Origin of the sequence: Neisseria sp. P0019.S002 (assembly GCF_051957155.1) — a bacterium.
GTDB lineage: Bacteria > Pseudomonadota > Gammaproteobacteria > Burkholderiales > Neisseriaceae > Neisseria > Neisseria perflava.
This window is the reverse complement of the sequence record NZ_JBQCWS010000004.1, coordinates 14751-33110: the sequence shown is the minus strand read 5'-3', so window position 1 is coordinate 33110 and position 18360 is coordinate 14751. Positions and strand designations below refer to the sequence as shown.

Sequence of the window (18360 nt, the reverse complement as noted above, 5' to 3'; positions counted from 1 at the left end):
TTTTCAGACGGCCTGCCGTTTAAATCTCGCTACCACCGACGGTCAGTCCGGCATCAATCCTCAGGGTCGGTTGTCCGACGCCGACAGGAACGCTCTGCCCTTCTTTGCCGCATACGCCGATACCGCTGTCGAGCGCAGTGTCGTTGCCAATCATGGAAACATGTTTCAGCACTTCGGGGCCGTTGCCGATAATAGTCGCGCCTTTGACAGGATATTGCAGCTTGCCGCCTTCCACCCACCATGCTTCGGATGCGCTGAACACGAATTTACCGCTGGTAATGTCCACTTGTCCGCCGCCGAAATTGACGGCGTAAATACCCTTGTCGATGGACGCGATGATTTCTTCCGGCTCATAGCCGCCGTTTTCCATAAAGGTATTGGTCATGCGCGGCATAGGGGCGGAAGCGTAACTTTCGCGGCGGCCGTTGCCGGTCGATTGCGTGCCCATCAGACGGGCGTTAGTTTCGTCCTGCATATAGCCGACCAAAATCCCGTCTTCAATCAATACTGTGCGGCGGGTCTCATTGCCTTCGTCGTCGATATTGAGCGAACCCCGTCTGTCGGCAATATCGCCTTGATCCACAACGGTCACGCCTTTGGCGGCCACGCGCTCGCCGATTCGGCCGGAGAAAACGCTGGTTTCTTTGCGGTTGAAATCGCCTTCCAAACCATGTCCGACCGCTTCGTGCAACAACACGCCCGGCCAGCCGTTGCCCAAAACGACAGTCATCTCGCCGGCAGGCGCAGGACGGGATTCGAGATTGGTCAGCGCTTGTTTGACAGCGGAATCGACAAACCGACAAACCAAGTTTTCATCGAAATACGCCAAATCATAACGTCCGCCGCCGCCCGCACTGCCCTGCTCGCGACGCTCGCCCTGCTTGGCAATAACGGTAACGTTCATGCGCACCATCGGGCGGATGTCGGCAGCGTGTTTACCGTCCAGACGGGCGATGTACACCATGTCGTATTCGCAGGTCAAACCGGCCATCACTTGCACGATACGCGGATCGGCGGCTTTGGCCAGCGTTTCGACTTTGTTCAACAGCGCGACTTTGGCAGCGGAATCGAGGCTGGCAATAGGGTCAATCGCCATGTGGACAGGCTTGCCGTAAGCAGGTGTCGGCACTTTGACGCTGGCCTCGCCACCGGCCGCACCAATCACGCGCACGGCTTTGGCAGAGCGGTTGATCGAATCGATACACAGGCTGTCGGCGTAGGCAAAAGCGGTTTTATCGCCCGAAACGGCACGCACGCCCACACCCTGATCGATTTGGAAACTGCCCGATTTGACGATGCCTTCTTCCAAATGCCAACTTTCATAGGCAGTACGCTGGCAATAGATGTCGGCATAATCGACATGGTTGGCGCCGATAATGCTCAGGCTTTGGGCGAGCAAATCGGGGGAAAGATGGTTGGCTTCGAGCAAATCTCGCTGTACCGCGGCGTAGGTTTGTTGCATAATTTTTCAGACGGCCCGACGAGCAGGCAAAGTTAATTTGGCCTTGATTATACGGTATTTTATATGGCTTTGGATATGTTGATTGCTTGGGTTTATGAGTGATTGAAACAAATCAAAAGGCCGTCTGAAACATAAGGTCGAAATGTTTGCCTTACCCTATTTCAACAGGCCTGTTCGTTTGACGTTTAGACGGCCTTTTCAATCACGGCAAAGCCAATACTGAAATTTAATTTCCATACAAAACAATCTATTACAACGAAACCCATTATTTTTTCAATTTCGCTATTGATAATAGTTATTATTAGCGTATAATTAAAACCACTCGGAAGACGTCCTAATCCGAGCCATTAAACAACAGATTTTATCCCCCTCTTTCCCATTATCTCTTGATACTCGGAGTGCGCATATACGAAACATACCTGTTCCCCTTTATATCAGATACTCAAAACCGAAAAACATGAAACCCACTGCCGATACAGTGGGTTTCGTGTTTTGTGGCGTTCGGTTTATCAGGCTTGGCCGGCTGCTGATCAGGCCGTCTGAAACCGAATAGACCTGATTATCGGCAGGTTTTCATGTTCAACTTGCCATAACGGCCGACAATGTTTCTGATATCTTGGGCATCGCGCTCGTCAACCGCCATGAAGACCACGGTCATGCGCGCCACGCTCAAACCGGTATCGGGTGCGCTTCTGTCTTCCTGTTCGACAATGCGCGCGCCGCCGAAACCTGCGCTGGACAAACGTGAAATCAAAACTTGGGCGGAAGAACGGCTGCGTGTTACGTCAATGCTAATTTCGCCGTTGTGAATGCTGCCGCTAAAGCCGCGGCTGCCCAAGGCATCAAGCTGGGCGGAGGTATCGCCGTCGGCAGGCAAAACCACGCGGAAGGTTTTGGAAGAAGTCTCGCTACCGGATGCGCCGTTACGTTTTTCGATACTGCGGCTGGCTGCATGGGGCCATTTGCCCAACAGGCCTTTGATGCGGTGGTAATCGTCTTCATCCATCACCACGGTGGCGCTGCTGGTACACAAGCGTTCCACGCCGGCCGCACCCATCTCTTCTTCGGCGGCGCGGCGTTCTTGCGCTTCTTTTTCGCGGCGCATTTTTTCTTTTTTCTCTTTCAACTGCTGCGCTTCTTGCTTTTTACGCAAGGCTTCTGCTTCTTCGGATTCAGGTTCTGCCATAATCAGGCCGTCTGATTCATCCGCCACCCAATCGGGTTGCGATGCCTGCTGAGGCTCGGCTTTAGGCGCGTCCAAAGAAGATGGGCGCAATAATTCGTGCGTACCGCCTTCCAAAGCAGATTCGGGTTTGGCGGTTTTATGTTGTGTCCGATAGGCAACCATGCTGCCAAAAACAATGATGTTGAGTGCGACCAAGACCGCAAACAGCCATTTCATGATGCGTTTTCCTTTTTATTGTCCGTTGCGATGGGCAATCCAATGCAAGAGCCCGTGAATCACGAGATTATCGACGATTTTCACTTGATTGTCATGAACGAATGACTCCGGCAGTGCCTGCACGACTCTGGCCGCACCGCCGCCCGTGATAATAATATCGACCGGTTTGCCCTCACCCGTTTTGTCTTTCAGACGGCCATGCATCATCATCAACGCGCCGCAAACGGCATCCATCATGCCGCTGGCAATAGCGTTCGGCGTTGTGGTTGGGAACGGATATACCTTGCCGATGGGGCGGTTGAGGTTGGCGGTCTTGAGCGCCATCGCCTCTTTCATCAAGTGGAAACCGGGCATGATGGTGCCGCCAAGATAATGATTGTCTTCCGTCAGCGCGTCGGTGGTTACGGCGGTACCACAACTGACGACGACGCAGGCGTTTTGCGTAAAACGGCGGCTGCCCAGCGCATTAAACCAACGGTCGGAGCCATGTTCTTCAGGGCGGCGGTAATGGTTGCGGATACCCAAAGCCTGCGGCATGGAAGACAGCCATTCGACCGGACGGGTTAATTGTTCTTCGACCATCGCTTTTTTGACCGAACCGCACACGGCGCAACCGACAATCTTCACATCGTCATCGGCAAATTGCAGCCATTCTTCACCCAGCTGGGTCAAATCACGATATGGCGCGTGGCCGACTTCGGAAAATGTGCCATTCTCTACCCACGCCCATTTCAACTGACTGTTGCCGCCGTCCAGCAGCAAAAAGCGTTCCGGTTTCGCCGCGGCAGGTTGTGCCGGACGATTATCCGGACGCAAACTGATCTCGCCGCTGACAATCGTTTTCTCGCCATTGTCGGTCAACAAACGCAACGCGCCTTGCGCATCCACGCCTTTGACTACGCCTTCATGAACAATGCGCCCTTCTTGAAGCAGCAATACCGGCCTGCCTGTGTCGCGGTTGGCGGCATCGTATTCGCCGACACATGACGCGAATCCGTTTTGCGCGTATTCGTTCAACAGCGCATCGAGTTGCGCCAATACCGCATTCAACAAGGTTTTGACGCTTACGCCCTGCTTAGAGGCCGTCTGAAACAAAGCCTGCACGGAAGTGGCGTTTTCAACTTCTTTCGGCAATACAAAATTGATACCGATGCCGATGACGGCGACAGTCTTATTTTCTACCCGCGCCGTTTCAATCAAAATACCGGCCAATTTATCGTTGGCCACGACCAAATCGTTCGGCCACTTGATATTTACGTCCAAACCGATATCGGCAAGCGCACGGCGGCAAGCCAATGCCACCACCAACGCCAGCGAACCCAGCTCATACTGCGGCTTGTCAAACGCCCAGCCCAAGCTGAACATCAGACATTCGCCCTGTCGGTTGACCCAGCTTCGCCCTTGCCGTCCGCGGCCTTTGGTTTGGAAATGCGCCACACACAAGGCCTTATGCGCCAAATCTGCCGACTGGCGCGCCAATGCCATGATTTCATCGTTGCTGGACGAACATTCGTGTTTCAACTGCGCACGAAAACCCTGTTTTCCGGCCATTTGTTGCAGAGATTCTTCGGCAAACACAGCCAAAGGGCGCACCAAGCGCCATTGCCCGTCGTGCTGGCGCAGCAAACCGCGGATATGCCCCGGCATCTGCTGCCAGAATCCGTTTAATTGTTGCGGCTTCATACCGACCACTCGCGCCAACTGAGAAACGTGTTGCGGCAGGCCGTCTGAAAGCGCGGCGAGCAAGGCCCAATGGCGGCTGTTCAAATCCGTCATTCGCCTCCTCCGGCTTCGCGGATTTTCGCCAAAGTTTTGGTGGTCGAAGTTTGGTGTAAAAACGGAATCGAAAATACTTTGCCGCCACGCGCAAACGTCTCAGCCGCACCGACAATCTTATCCACAGGCCAATCGCCGCCTTTAATCAACACATCGGGTTTGACCATTTCAATCAACGCGGCCGGCGTGTCGTCATCAAACCATGTGACCAAATCCACGCTCGCCAATGCCGCTGCCACTGCCGCGCGGTTTTCCAAAGGATTAATCGGGCGATCATCCCCTTTGCCCTGACGGCGTACCGAAGCATCGGTATTCAACGCCAACACCAAAGCCGCACCGGCCGATCGCGCCTGCGCCAAATACGTTACATGGCCTCGATGGAGAATATCGAAACAGCCGTTGGTAAACACCAGCGGACGGGGCAATGCCGCCAAATGCTCCGCCAGCTTTTCGGGCGGACAAATTTTGGATTCAAATTCTGGAGCTGACCATTCGGACATGATGCGGTTCCTTTGGGAATGAAACAGAAAATAATCGGGGTATTATAAAGGATAACGGCGAAACGCCATAAAAAGATACCGAACGGTACAATATTCGGGCTTGACTGCGTATTCATTGATATTTAATAACACAGCAAATGCCATTTTTGCCGATGCCATGATGAAACGGTTTGATAAATACTTTTTTGAAACCCAATTAAATCTTAAGTAAAATTCGGGTATAAACGGAAAAAAGCCTGCATACAATATGCAGGCTTTCATCTGGGGTGGCTGATGGGGCTCGAACCCACGACAACTGGAATCACAATCCAGGGCTCTACCAACTGAGCTACAGCCACCGTAAAAATTGGCACGCCCGACAGGAATCGAACCTGTAACCCCCGACTTAGAAGGTCGGTGCTCTATCCGGTTGAGCTACGGGCGCTCATGCCGATTCGTGCTAAGAATTTTGTGGTCGGGGCGGTGGGATTCGAACTCACGACCCTCTGCTCCCAAAGCAGATGCGCTAACCGGGCTGCGCTACGCCCCGACTGAAGACCTGAACTATACAGACCCTTTTCAACCCGGTCAACACTTACTTTGCTTTATTTTTCATTTTTTAGTTATCTTATTATTTTTAATCGTTATTTATTTTTATGTTTCGTAATTAGGGCCACTCTTTTGTGTCAGGCCGTCTGAAAAATGCGATAATTTAAACGCAATTTTTGTCCCTATTTAGGAGGAAAAATCATGGCTGCACAACTTATAGACGGAAAAAAAATCTCCCAGCAACGCATCGAGGCGGTCGCGCAGGCGGTAAAAGCGCGTCAGGAAAAAGGTTTGCACACGCCTTGCTTGGCGGTGGTATTGGTTGGCGACGACCCTGCCAGCGCGGTTTATGTACGCAATAAAAAACTGGCCTGCCAAAAAAGCGGCATCGAATCGCGCTCTTATGAGCTGCCGTCTGAAACCACGCAAGACGATTTGCTGAAACTGGTGGACGAATTGAACGGCGACCCTGCCGTCGACGGTATTTTGGTGCAACTGCCGCTACCGGCACACATCGACAGCCAAGCGGTTTTGGAGCGTATCGAGCCGCATAAAGATGTGGACGGCTTCCACCCTTACAACGTCGGCCGCCTGGTCGTCAAAATGCCGCTGATGCGCCCTTGCACACCCAAAGGCGTGATGACTTTGTTGGAAGCCTACGGCATCGACCCGAAAGGCAAAAAAGCCGTCGTCGTCGGCGCATCCAATATTGTCGGCCGCCCACAGGCGTTGGAATTGCTGCTGTCCCGCGCGACGGTAACCATTTGCCACAGCGCCACGCAAAACCTTGCCGATGAAGTTGCCGCCGCAGATATTTTGGTGGTCGGCGTAGGCATTCCGAATTTCGTTAAAGGCGAATGGGTTAAACCCGGCGCAGTCGTTATCGATGTGGGCATCAACCGCTTGGACGACGGCAGCCTGTGCGGCGACGTGGAGTTTGATGTTGCCAAAGAACGTGCTTCCATGATTACGCCCGTTCCCGGCGGCGTCGGCCCGATGACGATTGCCACTTTGTTGGAAAACACGGTACACGCGGCCTCATTGCACGATTAATCGCTGTCATTAAGTTAGGCCGTCTGAACATGGTTTTTCAGACGGCCTGACCTGTTTTTTTTGCTTTTTACCTTATTGGCTTCACATGTCCTTACTCTCTTCACACACCGACAACCCGACTTTCCGCAACGCTTCCTATATCCTGATGGGTTTGGCCTTGCTGATTGTCTTGCACTACCATTTGCTGCCGCTGCTGCTGTCGGTTATCCTGACCTATATCTTTATTACGCGCACCAATGGCGTGATCCTCAAACTCCGCCGCCGCGTTTTACCGCGCAACACGCGGCTGCATAAATCGCTCAACGCGCACAATATCAACCTGATTTCCACCACGCTGACGCTGGCCATCGTGTTCAGCATCATCACGATGATGTCTTTGGGCATTTACCACCTGATACACGGTGGCCATGTCGGCTTTATGTTAGCCAAGCTGGCGGCGATTTTGGAAGACACCAAAAACAGCCAAGACCTGCCTGCGGCCATTCTCAATATGCTGCCCAACAATATGGCCGAAATCAAAGCTTCGGCGATCAAGCTGATTGAAGAATACCGCGCCGCACTGACCCGCATCAGTAAAAACAGCATCACGTCCTTCGTGTACATCCTCATCGGCATCATCATCGGCGCCATGCTCAGCTTCCACCGCCTGGAAATGCGCAAAAACCGCCGCAAAATGCCGCTGTTTAAAGCCGAATTGATGCGACGCATCGTCAATTTTGAAACCAGCTTTGAACGCGTGTTCCTCGCCCAAGTCAAAATCTCGCTGATCGACACCTTCCTGACCGGCCTGTACCTCTACTTGGTTTTGCCGCTGTTCGGCGTTGACCTGCCGTTTAAAATGACCGTCCTGATCGTCGCCTTTATCGTCGGGCTGATTCCGGTGGCGGGCAACCTTATTTCCAACACCATCATCATTATTTTGAGCCTCGGCGCATCGCTGTACGTCGCACTCGCCTCGCTGGTTTTCCTTGTTGTCATCCATAAGCTCGAATATTTCCTCAACGCCAAAATCATCGGCTCGGAAATCGAATCCAGCGCATGGGAATTGCTGGTGGCAATGGTCGTCTTTGAACGCATTTTCGGCATCGGCGGCATCATCGTCGCGCCGGTTTATTACGCGTATCTGAAAAACGAATTGAAACTGAGAAAATTGATTTGAGTGTTGACACGGTAATACAGAAAGGCCGTCTGAGAAATTTCCAGACGGCCTTTTTATATTATGAGTTTGTCTTAAATTCGCGTCCCATTTTAAAAGTATAAGCAAAAGGACTATTTTCTACTGATTGTACAATCGGAGGGCTTTTTAGCCATTTAGAACTAAAACAAAGCATTGCTCCTGCTGCTAATTGAACACCGATATCAGGAATATATGGAGCTAATAGCGGTATTTCTTTAGCAATGCTTGCAATAGTGGGAGGTGTAGCAAAAAGGCTATATTTATCTGTTGGTAATATATTTTGAAAATGTGCTTTCATCGAATCTAGTCGAGTACGTATTTTATTTTCATTAAATAATCTATTTAAGTCATATAAATCTTTTTGAATCTCCTGTATTTTTTTATGATAAGTTTTTTGTATCTCTTCAGATTGAATGATAGAATTATAAATAGTATCTAAATGTTCACGAAGCCTAATTAACTCATCTCTTCTTCGATATTTAAAGTCAAGAATTTCATAAATTGGTGTACTATCAATAGGAACAGGTAGTGAATTTATTAAATTAAACTCTATAATTTGCTTTTTATTATCTTCATTTATCAAAGGAAAGTATAAATCATCTGTCTCAAAAATATCTTGAGCAAGAGTCCATTGTCCTTTAGATGATTTTATATGTTGTTCTAGAGCCCACAATTGTGATTTTAAAAATAAATCAGGATCAATTCGATGATTATCAACGGGGGACATGGTTCTAGTAAGAATACCTTGTTCTTCTAACATTATTAAGTCTGGATCAGCCAATCTTACTAAACATATTTTATTTACAGGATAATCAATTTTATCCCAATAAACTAAATATTTAATAATATCTGAAGATCGTAAATTCCTTTTAGACGATAAACCACTAATTTCCTTTAACTCAAAATAAGTCTCCCTCGGCGGAATCAGCAGTTTATTCCTATAAGATATAAGGCCTTCTATATGATTAGAAGGTTCTTTGGTTGAAGTTACTTTATATATTGGTTCGAATATATCAGAAATAACAACCCCACGCTCTACACACATTTTTGTTACCTTTCAAAGCTAGGAAGTAATTTAAGGTAGTAATTATATTGGGAAGTAATGATACATTTACAAGGATATTTTTAATTTTAATCTGATATAAAAAAGGCCGTCTGAAAACGACAATCAGGTTTTCAGACGGCCTTTACTTTACCTTTTCTTACACTTTACGGCATAATGGCAGCCACGCATTTCTAGAAGAAAGATAAACTAATGTCAACCAAAACCCCTTCCCTATTCGGCGGCGCGATGATTATCGCCGGTACGGTTATCGGCGCAGGCATGCTTGCCAACCCGACCGCCACCTCCGGCGTATGGTTTACCGGCTCGCTGGCCGTGTTGCTGTACACCTGGTTTTCCATGCTCTCCAGCGGCCTGATGATTTTGGAAGTCAACACCCATTATCCACACGGCGCCAGCTTCGACACCATGGTTAAAGACCTGCTCGGCCCGGCTTGGAACGTCATCAACGGCATTGCCGTCGCTTTCGTTTTATACCTGCTCACCTACGCCTACATCTTCGTCGGCGGCGACCTGACCGCCAAAGGCATCGGCAGCGCAGTAGGCAGCGAAATTTCGCTCACCATCGGCCAACTCGTCTTCTTCGGCATTCTCGCCTTTTGCGTTTGGGCATCCGCACGCTTGGTTGACCGCTTCACCAGCATCCTCATCGGCGGCATGGTATTGACCTTTATTTGGGCAACCGGCGGCCTGATTGCCGATGCCAAAATGCCTGTCCTGTTCGACACCCAAGCACCTGCCGGCACCAGCTACTGGATTTATGTCGCCACCGCCCTGCCCGTCTGCCTTGCCTCATTCGGCTTCCACGGCAACGTATCCAGCCTGCTCAAATACTTTAAAGGCGACGCGCCCAAAGTGGCCAAATCCCTGTGGTCGGGTACGCTGATTGCCTTGGTAATTTACGTCCTCTGGCAAGTCGCCATCCAAGGCAACCTGCCGCGCAACGAGTTCGCACCGGTTATCGCCGCCGAAGGCCAAGTTTCCGTCCTGATCGAAACGCTGTCCAAGTTCGCCCAAACCGGCAATATGGACAAAGTGTTGACCCTGTTCTCCTACATGGCAATTGCAACGTCCTTCCTCGGCGTAACGCTCGGCTTGTTCGACTACATCGCCGACATCTTCAAATGGAACGACAGCATCTCCGGCCGTACCAAAACCGCCGCGCTGACCTTCCTGCCGCCTTTGATTTCCTGTCTGCTCTTCCCTACCGGCTTCGTTACCGCCATCGGCTACGTCGGCTTGGCCGCCACCATCTGGACAGGCATCATCCCCGCCATGCTGCTCTACCGTTCGCGCCATAAATTCGGCGTCGGCAAAAACTACAAAGTTTACGGCGGATTCTGGCTGATGGTTTGGGTCTTCCTCTTCGGCATCATCAACATTGCCGCCCAAATACTGAGCCAAATGGAGCTTGTTCCCGTATTTAAAGGTTAAATTCCCTTAAGGCCGTCTGAAACACCCTCTTTCAGACGGCCTAATTCATTATTTTCCGCTACAATACCCTCTTTCCCCCAACGAACACCGTCCATGTACGACAATATCCGTTTCCATCTCGACGAAGACTATCCCGACCAGCTCCCGCCCGAAAACGCCGCTACCCACATCGGCATGTACTGGCAGTGGGCGGCACAGGTAGGCCTCGTCAACCCCGTCTGGCAAACCGCCCCCGAAACCGCAGCCGACTTCGCCGCCATGACTGCAGGCAAAATCAGCGGACGGCACTTCCTGCTCAAACACATGGACGGCGCATTAACGGCGGATGACTTTACCGAACTCGGCCACCGGTTTACCGAGTTCTACTACACCGACGAAGAAGACGGCTACGGCGCATTTATGGAAGACTACGTCCTCGCCCTCGACACGCCCTCGCTCGGCGGCTTCTACCACGTCAAAAACACCCCGGAAACCTTCGCCAAACTGACACCCGTTTTTCAGACGGCCTTTGAAAAATGGCAAAGCAGTTTGAAAGCAGAAAAATATTCGAAAGAATCCACACAATGAAGCCGAACTATTCTATTGACATTGCTATTAACTGCTTCCGTCCAGGTGGCGGTATGGAAAGCTACACCTTTGACCTTGTCCGTGGTTTAAGCGCACACGGCCTCAAACCTACAGTCTTTGCTGCACAAATCGATACAACGGTTCCTGAATACCGCCAAGTTGATACGCATCACGTCAATCAAAAAAAGATTCCAAAAAAGTTGCGCCCTTTTTTCTTCAGTATGCAATTGGCCAAGCTTCGGCAAAACAGAAATATTCCCCTTATTGCCTGCAATCCCAGTGATTATGCTGATATCTTTGTCTGCGGCGGTACACACTTAGGTTACCTGCACAACATAGGTAAAACCCCAAACTTACTTGATAGACTCATCATTCGGCGTAACCGTACCAACTACTCAACAGCAAAATTGATCATGGCGCATTCACACCTAATGCAACACGAGTTGATCAACCTCTATGGAGTGCCTTCTGAAAAAATCCGTGTTATCCATCCACCTGCCGATACTGCACGCTTCTACACCAAACCGGAAGAAATTCCTGCAACTCGTGCGAGATACGGATTTAAAGACGACGAAACTATTTTCCTATTTCCATCAACCGGACACACCCGAAAAGGTTTGGATTTATTAGCAGAATTTTTCGAGCATACCGATTTACCCATCAAACTGGCTGTTGCCGGATCGCCCTTACCTCGTCCGATAAACAACGTCATTGAGCTTGGTTTCTGCAAAAATATGCCTGAACTTTACCGAGCTGCTGACTTCACTATCATGGCATCACTATACGAACCATTCGGACTGGTTGGCATAGAATCTATTTTGTGCGGAACCCGAGTTGTTTTCTCCGACAATATGGCATGTACCGAAGTCATGAACAAAAATGCAGGCTTCTTTTTCTCACGTCAAAACCCAGAAACACTGGCACAAGCCATCACTCAAGCGGTTTCTCTCAAACAACAGGGAAAACACAAAATTACCTCTCCTATGCAGGCATTAACCTATAATCCCACCTTAACGCATCATATCGACCAGACTCTCAATATGTTGAAGGCCGTCTGAAAACAATATTTAGGAACACCATGAAACTCATCATCCTCGACCGCGACGGCGTCATCAACCAAGACCGCGACGATTTCGTCAAATCCGTTGACGAATGGATTCCCATCGAAGGCAGCATGGATGCCATCGCCTTTTTAACGCAGGCAGGCTACACCATCGCCGTGGCTACCAACCAATCCGGTATCGGCCGCAAATACTTTACCGTGCAAGACCTGACTGAAATGCACGCTAAAATGCACCGCCTTGCCGTTCAAGCAGGCGGCACCATCGACGGCATTTGGTTTTGCCCGCACACTGCTGCCGACAACTGCGAATGCCGCAAACCCAAGCCCGGCATGATTATCGACATTATCGAACGCTTCAAGGCCAATGCCGCCGAAACCTGGCTGGTCGGCGACAGCCTGCGCGACCTGCAAGCCATTGATGCCGCAGGCGGCAAATCCGCGCTCGTCCTGACCGGCAAAGGCAAAAAAACGCTGGCCAAACACGAACAAGACCTGCCCGAACACACCCAAGTCTTCGACAACCTACTCGCTTTCTCGCAATACATCATGCGTGAAAACACACAAATCGAAGAAGCCGCGCAAGCCATCCTATAAACGACAAGGCCGTCTGAAAACTGCCGACAACGGTGTTCAGACGGCCTTCAAACGACTGACTTTTCCCCGATATGCTGATTATCCGTAACCTGATTTACTGGTTCATCCTTTCCTCTAGCATTATTTTACTGTTCCCCTTTATGCTGCTTGCCCTGCCCTTCCAAGGCGGTGCACACAAAATGGCGCAAGTTTGGGTGCGCATCCTCAACTGGTCGCTCAAGCACATCATCGGTTTGAACTACACCTTAAGCGGCGCGGAAAACATTCCCGACCGCCCTGCCATCATTTGCGCCAAACACCAAAGCGGCTGGGAAACCCTCGCCCTGCAAGAGATTTTTCCGCCGCAAGTCTATGTTGCCAAACGCGAACTCTTCAAAATCCCTTTCTTCGGCTGGGGCTTGAAGCTGGTTAAAACCATCGGCATCGACCGCAGCAACAGCCGCGAAGCCAACAAACAACTCTTAGAACAAGGCCTTGCGCGTAAAAACGAAGGCTATTGGATTACCATTTTCCCCGAAGGCACACGTCTGCCGCCCGGCGAAAAAGGCCGCTACAAACTCGGCGGCGCACGCATGGCAAAAATGTTCGAGATGGACATTATCCCCGTCGCGCTCAACAGCGGCGAGTTTTGGCCGCGAAATTCCTTCCTCAAATACCCCGGCATGGTCAGCGTCATCATCGGCAAACCCATTGCCCACAACAACGGCAATGAAGCCGAACTCATGGCCCAATGCGAGCAATGGATCGAAAGCCAACAGCCCCTGATTACCGGACAAGGCCCGTTCGCGCCCAAAACCAAATAAATCATTCCATCGGGTGGGCCGCTATGCCCGCCCTTTTCATATCGTCCAATCTTTCCCTCAATATCATGCCTCACCTCCATAGCCACACCCTTTCAGACGGCCTCACTATTCATATCCAGCTCAAACGCAGTGCCAAGAAAAATCTCATCTTGCGCCCCGTTTCCCCCGATACTGTCAGCATCAATATCCCTCCGTTTGTTACCCAGCACACCTTTATCCAATGGCTGAACGACAACGAAGCCATCCTGCGCCGTACTCTAAACAAAACACCGGCCCGACAAACACCTACCGACTCGCTTCCCGAATGGATTTGGTATCAAGGCGTTCAGACGGCCTTGTCCTTCCACGCAGCAAACCACATCCAAATCAGGCCGTCTGAAATCCTGTTGCCCGAAAAAGAAACCGCCGCCCAACTCACCCATTTGCGCCGCTTCCTGCACGAACGTGCACACGAGTATCTGCTGCCGCGCCTCGAAGGCCATATCCGAACCACACGCCTGACCCCGAGTGCCATTTCCCTTTCCAACGCCAAAACCTTCTGGGGCGTTTGCCGCCACACTACCGGCATCCGCCTCAACTGGCGGCTTATCGGCGCACCCGAATATGTCGCCGACTACGTCTGCCTGCACGAACTCGCACACCTGCGCCATCCCGACCACAGCCCTGCGTTTTGGACTCTGACCCACTCGCTCACGCCGCATGTCGACCAAGCCAAACAATGGCTGAAGGCGCACGGCGGCGAATTATTCCACCTCGGCTAAGTCTTTCCAGCAGCATTTTTCTGCAAGCAAACACCAGCCCAAAGCAAAGAATCAACGCCCTCCAAACAAATCATGTAGCCGCGCGTAAAATCAGGTTTATCCGCTTGTCGCCCCTCATACCTGCCGATAAGATGATGTCGTTCTCAAAACCCTTTTCAGAAAGGAAAACCGATGACCAAAGCAAAATCGTTACTGGCCACCGGCATTTTGGCTCTTTTCTCCGCCACGGCATTCGCCTCCCCGCTACCTTCCGAAATCTACCGTCCGGATGGCGCGCATACCATCAAAGCCGATCATCAAGGCAACGGCGAATTTGAATACGAAGCCGAACTTTCCGGCCAACGCAATTCCATTCCTTCCTTGGCCAAAAAAGTGATCGCCCACGCGCGCAGCAAAGGTTTCCATGTGGTTGAGTCTGAAATCAAACACGACGATGCCGATCTGAAATTCAAACGCGGCAAACAAGAGCTGGACGTTTCCATCGAAGACAAAGGCCAAGGTCGTATCGAATACAAAGCCGATTTAGATTTGGACAAAAACTAAATCCGACTCGCAAACAAAGGCCGTCTGAAATCCCATCGGGTTTCAGACGGCCTTTTGTCGTCTTTATCAGATAAAATGGCAATCGGTTTGCAAAATTTCCGACTCAAAACATTGTACAATCTGCCCACTTATACCGATAACATTCCAAACATTGCCATGAAAAAACGTCTGCTCCTCCTCGCCATCCTTCCCCTTTCCCTTCACGCCGCCGATGTACCACCTGATGTGAAACCCGAGCTTCAAGTCAACACAGCCGAACCCCAGCAACCTGAAACGCACAACATCACTGCCGAGCAGACAAACAGGCCGTCTGAAAAAATCATCAACGTCGATGCCGACACCCTGCTTGCCAACACCGAATTACTGGCACGCGCCATGTATTCCGCCGTCGTCGCCCACAACATCCCCGGCATCAAAGCCGTTTTGCCCATTTACGAACAATGGCCAGAACACGACCGCGCCATGGCGCGCTATGCCAAAGGTTTGCTTGCCCAATCCGAAGGGCGCGCCGCCGAAGCCGTCGGCCATTACCGCCGCTTTATCGCCGAGCAACCCGACGCTTCTGCCGTCCGCTGGCAGCTTGCAACCGCCTTATTTGAAGACAAACAAAACGAAGCCGCGGCCGACCAGTTTGACAAACTGCAAACCGAATCCCTCCCCTCTGCCTTGCAAGAACGCATCGAAACCTACCGCAAAGCCCTGCGCGAACGCGACTCATGGCAATTCAACGCCGGCTTGAACATCACGCGCGAACAAAACATCAACCAAGCTCCCGGCCAGCGCCGTCTGGGCAACCACCTGAGCGATGAACAATGCCGCGCCGTGCACCTTGCCTATCCCGACGACAACTGCTTCCGAGGCTGGACATTCCCCGAACCCATCGATGCCACCGCAGTCCATTACCAAATCGGCGCAGAAAAAAAATGGTCGCTGCCCCGCGGCTTCTATGCCACGGTAGGCGCAGACCATTACGGCAAAATCTATCCCAAACACACCAACTACAACGACCTCACCACACGCTTCTCCGCAGGCCTCGGCTATGCCGACCAGCGCAACGATATCGGCATTACCCCGTTCCACGAACGCCGCTTCTACGGCAACGACCCCTACACCTACACCAACGGCGCACGCCTCCACTACAACCATTGGTGGCAACCCAAGCTGCAAACCCTCAGCGTATTTGAAGCAGGCCGTCTGAAAAACAGCCGCCGCGAGCACTCCGACAACACCAGCCAACTACTCAGCAACTCCATCGTGTACTACCGCAACGCGCGCCAATACTGGGTAGCCGGTATCGACCTCTACCGCGAACGCAACCGCGACGACAAAGGCGACAGCTTCAACCGCTACGCCCTGCGCACCACATGGGGACAAGAATGGCCCAAAGGCCTCTCCACCGTCCTACGCCTAAGCGCCGCCCAACGCCGTTACCAAGCCCCCGGCTTCTTCAGCAACGAACAAAACCGCCGCGACAAAGAAGCCTCCGTCTCCCTGAGCGTATGGCACCGCGCCCTCCATTTCAAAGGCATCACCCCGCGCCTGACCATTGCCCACAACAAAACATGGAGCAACGACAAGTTCTACGAATACGGCAAATCTAGAATGTTTGTCGAATTGAGCAAAACATTCTGACAAGTACGTTGAATCCGCGAATCAAGCATAAATACCGCCACACCTGCTTACTGATTTACAAGACAGATTTACACTTTTACAGATACCGGATAAATAGATTTTTTAAGGCATAATGTCTTATTAAATTCATATTTATCAAATAGATGAGATTTAAGCCAATATTACTTTACAACGTAACGTACAACACTACATAACGTTACAAAGAGATCAGGCCGTCTGAAACCCGACTTGGCGTTTCAGACGACCTGAGTATTCGTTATCATATCCGTTCACACCTCTTCAGAAAGCATGATGATGAACGCCCTAAACAAAACCCTCTTATCCGTTTCTGTCGCGCTGGGATTGAGCGCCTGCGCTTCCGTCAAAACCGCAGACACCTACGACCTAGACTTCTCCAAACAAAAATACACCGAACAAAGCATCGAAGTGAACGGTCAAACCGTCAAATTCCGCGCTTACGAAGGCGTGGTTTACGTCCGCAATCCTGTCGATACCCGTTACGAAATCATCAATATTTATGTACCCGAAGCCTATTACAACGGCGGCGAGATAGACGGTTTCAACGCCGAAACCGCACCGATTTTCCTGCCCAACCAAATCGGCGGCTATATGCCGGCCGAACCGGGCAAACCCGCTTTAGAAGGCAAACGCGGCGAGCCTGAAGACGGCCAAAAATCGCCCAACGCCGCCCTGATTGCCCTCTCCAAAGGCTACGTCGTCGCCTCCCCTGGCGCACGCGGCCGAACAGAACCCACCGGCAAAGCACCTGCCGCCATTATCGATTTGAAAGCCGCCGTCCGTTACCTGAAAGCCAACGACAAAGTCATGCCCGGCGATGCCGAAAAAATCATTTCCAACGGCACAAGCGCAGGCGGCGCGATGTCCGCCCTCTTAGGCGCAACAGCCGACCAAAAAGATTATGAAAACCACCTCAAAGCCTTAGGCGCGGCAGACGGCAGCGACAAAGTTTTCGCCGTATCCGCCTACTGCCCGATTACCGATTTGGACCATGCCGACATGGCTTACGAATGGCAGTTCAATGGTATCAACGACTACAAAAAAATGAACATTTCCATGCTTGACTACCGCGTCAAACGCGAGCTGGTCGCAGGCACACTAACCGATGAAGAGAAAAAACTGTCCGACCTCCTCAAACCCCTATACCCTGCATACCTCAACAGCCTGAACCTGAAATCCCCCGAAGGCAAACCCCTGACGCTGGATGTCCAAGGCAACGGCAGCTTTAAAAACCATATTGCCGGTTTAATTGCCAAATCCGCACAAGCCCAACTTGATGCAGGCAAAGACCTGAGCGACCGCACTTGGCTGACCGTCCGCAAAAGCAAAGTCGTCTCCGTCGATTTCGATGCCTACGCCAAAGCCGCCGGCCGCCAAAAAACACCGCCGGCCTTTGATGGCGTAGATTTGAGCGCAGGCGAAAACCAACTCTTCGGCACCAATACCGTCGACAAACGCCACTTCACCGCGTTCTCCATGCAACACAACACCGCCTCCAACGCCGAAATCGCAGATGAAGAAACCATCAAAATCATGAACCCGCTCAACTACATCGGCAAACCAGGCGTAAACCTGCCGCAAAACTGGCGCATCCGTGTCGGCACCAACGACCGCGACACCTCACTGGCAGTCTCCGCCGTCTTAGCCGCCAAACTGCAAAACAGCGGCCAAACCGTCGACTACGCCCTGCCTTGGGATGTCGGCCACGGCGGCGATTATGACTTAGACGACCTGTTTGCCTGGATGAAGCAAGTCAGCAGCTCTACAAAATAATCGTTCGCAACATAGATTGAGATGAGATTTGGTATCCCGTTTTAATTGGAAAAAGGCCGTCTGAATATTTTCAGACGACCTTTCTTTTATTTAAATTAAACAACCATTTTTATCATTAGTCGCAAGATACCATCTATTCATTTCTAATGAAAAAAGTACAAATTTAATGGAAAATACACACCTTCAAATTTAATTGCCTTTAAAAAAACGA

16 protein-coding genes and 3 tRNA genes are annotated in these 18360 nt (G+C 51.1%); 11 read left to right on the top strand and 8 right to left on the bottom strand.

From position 1 onward, the window contains the following. Nucleotides 1-19 precede the first annotated feature (19 nt). From tldD to ACTHTY_RS07285, 7 genes are all read right to left on the bottom strand, one after another. The gene (gene tldD, locus ACTHTY_RS07315; RefSeq protein WP_371509063.1) at nt 20-1462 is read right to left on the bottom strand and encodes a metalloprotease TldD; all 1443 of its coding nucleotides are present in this window, start codon (nt 1460-1462) and stop codon (nt 20-22) included. Nucleotides 1463-2021: 559 nt separating this feature from the next. After that, on the bottom strand, nt 2022-2864 hold the full coding sequence (locus ACTHTY_RS07310) for a cell division protein (RefSeq protein ID WP_440367054.1): 843 nt from the start codon (nt 2862-2864) through the stop codon (nt 2022-2024). A 15-nt stretch (nt 2865-2879) separates the two neighbouring features. Next, on the bottom strand, nt 2880-4640 hold the full coding sequence (locus tag ACTHTY_RS07305; RefSeq protein ID WP_440367053.1) for a bifunctional biotin--[acetyl-CoA-carboxylase] ligase/type III pantothenate kinase: 1761 nt from the start codon (nt 4638-4640) through the stop codon (nt 2880-2882). Then, entirely contained in the window at nt 4637-5143 is a 507-nt protein-coding gene (locus ACTHTY_RS07300) for an adenylyltransferase/cytidyltransferase family protein (protein WP_156474281.1), read from the bottom strand. The genes ACTHTY_RS07305 and ACTHTY_RS07300 overlap by 4 nt, the downstream gene beginning before the upstream one ends. A gap of 259 nt (nt 5144-5402) precedes the next feature. After that, nucleotides 5403-5478 (bottom strand) — tRNA-His (locus ACTHTY_RS07295). A 9-nt stretch (nt 5479-5487) separates the two neighbouring features. Next, nucleotides 5488-5564, bottom strand: a tRNA-Arg gene (locus ACTHTY_RS07290). A gap of 27 nt (nt 5565-5591) precedes the next feature. Beyond that, nucleotides 5592-5669: transfer RNA gene (locus ACTHTY_RS07285), tRNA-Pro, on the bottom strand. 200 nt (nt 5670-5869) lie between these two features. Here ACTHTY_RS07285 and folD point away from each other — a divergent pair. Both folD and ACTHTY_RS07275 read left to right on the top strand, forming a co-directional pair. Beyond that, nucleotides 5870-6721 (top strand): bifunctional methylenetetrahydrofolate dehydrogenase/methenyltetrahydrofolate cyclohydrolase FolD, encoded by an 852-nt coding sequence (folD, locus tag ACTHTY_RS07280; RefSeq protein ID WP_049336906.1) that lies wholly within the window; start codon nt 5870-5872, stop codon nt 6719-6721. Nucleotides 6722-6806: 85 nt separating this feature from the next. Next, entirely contained in the window at nt 6807-7880 is a 1074-nt protein-coding gene (locus tag ACTHTY_RS07275) for an AI-2E family transporter (RefSeq protein ID WP_440367052.1), read from the top strand. A gap of 58 nt (nt 7881-7938) precedes the next feature. On the opposite strand, the gene ACTHTY_RS07270 is transcribed toward ACTHTY_RS07275, so the two are convergent. After that, nucleotides 7939-8943 carry a DUF6236 family protein gene (locus ACTHTY_RS07270; protein WP_049333661.1) on the bottom strand — a complete coding sequence of 335 codons (1005 nt, stop codon included), beginning with the start codon at nt 8941-8943 and terminating at the stop codon, nt 7939-7941. Between the two features lie 210 nt (nt 8944-9153). On the opposite strand from ACTHTY_RS07270, the gene ACTHTY_RS07265 reads away from it, so the two are divergent. The 9 genes from ACTHTY_RS07265 to ACTHTY_RS07225 all read left to right on the top strand — a co-directional run bounded on the left by ACTHTY_RS07265 (nt 9154) and on the right by ACTHTY_RS07225 (nt 18149). Continuing rightward, nucleotides 9154-10395: an aromatic amino acid transporter gene (locus ACTHTY_RS07265; RefSeq protein WP_314512874.1), complete on the top strand. Its 1242-nt coding sequence runs from the start codon at nt 9154-9156 to the stop codon at nt 10393-10395. 93 nt (nt 10396-10488) lie between these two features. After that, nucleotides 10489-10962: a DUF7832 domain-containing protein gene (locus tag ACTHTY_RS07260; protein ID WP_440367051.1), complete on the top strand. Its 474-nt coding sequence runs from the start codon at nt 10489-10491 to the stop codon at nt 10960-10962. After that, the gene (locus ACTHTY_RS07255; RefSeq protein WP_440367236.1) at nt 10959-12020 is read left to right on the top strand and encodes a glycosyltransferase family 4 protein; all 1062 of its coding nucleotides are present in this window, start codon (nt 10959-10961) and stop codon (nt 12018-12020) included. The genes ACTHTY_RS07260 and ACTHTY_RS07255 overlap by 4 nt, the downstream gene beginning before the upstream one ends. Nucleotides 12021-12040: 20 nt before the next feature. Then, nucleotides 12041-12619, top strand: coding sequence for a D-glycero-beta-D-manno-heptose 1,7-bisphosphate 7-phosphatase (gene gmhB / locus ACTHTY_RS07250; RefSeq protein ID WP_039862535.1), 579 nt, complete (start codon nt 12041-12043; stop codon nt 12617-12619). Nucleotides 12620-12690: 71 nt separating this feature from the next. After that, complete coding sequence (locus ACTHTY_RS07245; RefSeq protein WP_440367050.1) at nt 12691-13422, top strand: lysophospholipid acyltransferase family protein; 732 nt, start codon at nt 12691-12693, stop codon at nt 13420-13422. A gap of 65 nt (nt 13423-13487) precedes the next feature. Beyond that, nucleotides 13488-14183 carry a M48 family metallopeptidase gene (locus tag ACTHTY_RS07240; RefSeq protein ID WP_314459515.1) on the top strand — a complete coding sequence of 232 codons (696 nt, stop codon included), beginning with the start codon at nt 13488-13490 and terminating at the stop codon, nt 14181-14183. Nucleotides 14184-14354: 171 nt separating this feature from the next. Beyond that, nucleotides 14355-14726 carry a hypothetical protein gene (locus ACTHTY_RS07235; protein WP_049329501.1) on the top strand — a complete coding sequence of 124 codons (372 nt, stop codon included), beginning with the start codon at nt 14355-14357 and terminating at the stop codon, nt 14724-14726. A gap of 156 nt (nt 14727-14882) precedes the next feature. Beyond that, nucleotides 14883-16358: a surface lipoprotein assembly modifier gene (locus tag ACTHTY_RS07230; protein ID WP_440367234.1), complete on the top strand. Its 1476-nt coding sequence runs from the start codon at nt 14883-14885 to the stop codon at nt 16356-16358. A 294-nt stretch (nt 16359-16652) separates the two neighbouring features. Then, the gene (locus tag ACTHTY_RS07225) at nt 16653-18149 is read left to right on the top strand and encodes a subtype B tannase (protein ID WP_440367049.1); all 1497 of its coding nucleotides are present in this window, start codon (nt 16653-16655) and stop codon (nt 18147-18149) included. The last annotated feature ends 211 nt before the right edge of the window (nt 18150-18360 follow it).

Bases quoted from the DNA above. Each gene is read 5' to 3' on its own strand.
- tldD (WP_371509063.1), bottom strand. From the start codon at position 1,462: ATGCAACAAACCTACGCCGCGGTACAGCGAGATTTGCTCGAAGCCAAC.
- ACTHTY_RS07310 (WP_440367054.1), bottom strand. From the start codon at position 2,864: ATGAAATGGCTGTTTGCGGTCTTGGTCGCACTCAACATCATTGTTTTT.
- ACTHTY_RS07305 (WP_440367053.1), bottom strand. From the start codon at position 4,640: ATGACGGATTTGAACAGCCGCCATTGGGCCTTGCTCGCCGCGCTTTCA.
- folD (WP_049336906.1), top strand. From the start codon at position 5,870: ATGGCTGCACAACTTATAGACGGAAAAAAAATCTCCCAGCAACGCATC.
- ACTHTY_RS07275 (WP_440367052.1), top strand. From the start codon at position 6,807: ATGTCCTTACTCTCTTCACACACCGACAACCCGACTTTCCGCAACGCT.
- ACTHTY_RS07270 (WP_049333661.1), bottom strand. From the start codon at position 8,943: ATGTGTGTAGAGCGTGGGGTTGTTATTTCTGATATATTCGAACCAATA.
- ACTHTY_RS07265 (WP_314512874.1), top strand. From the start codon at position 9,154: ATGTCAACCAAAACCCCTTCCCTATTCGGCGGCGCGATGATTATCGCC.
- ACTHTY_RS07260 (WP_440367051.1), top strand. From the start codon at position 10,489: ATGTACGACAATATCCGTTTCCATCTCGACGAAGACTATCCCGACCAG.
- ACTHTY_RS07255 (WP_440367236.1), top strand. From the start codon at position 10,959: ATGAAGCCGAACTATTCTATTGACATTGCTATTAACTGCTTCCGTCCA.
- gmhB (WP_039862535.1), top strand. From the start codon at position 12,041: ATGAAACTCATCATCCTCGACCGCGACGGCGTCATCAACCAAGACCGC.
- ACTHTY_RS07245 (WP_440367050.1), top strand. From the start codon at position 12,691: ATGCTGATTATCCGTAACCTGATTTACTGGTTCATCCTTTCCTCTAGC.
- ACTHTY_RS07240 (WP_314459515.1), top strand. From the start codon at position 13,488: ATGCCTCACCTCCATAGCCACACCCTTTCAGACGGCCTCACTATTCAT.
- ACTHTY_RS07235 (WP_049329501.1), top strand. From the start codon at position 14,355: ATGACCAAAGCAAAATCGTTACTGGCCACCGGCATTTTGGCTCTTTTC.
- ACTHTY_RS07230 (WP_440367234.1), top strand. From the start codon at position 14,883: ATGAAAAAACGTCTGCTCCTCCTCGCCATCCTTCCCCTTTCCCTTCAC.
- ACTHTY_RS07225 (WP_440367049.1), top strand. From the start codon at position 16,653: ATGAACGCCCTAAACAAAACCCTCTTATCCGTTTCTGTCGCGCTGGGA.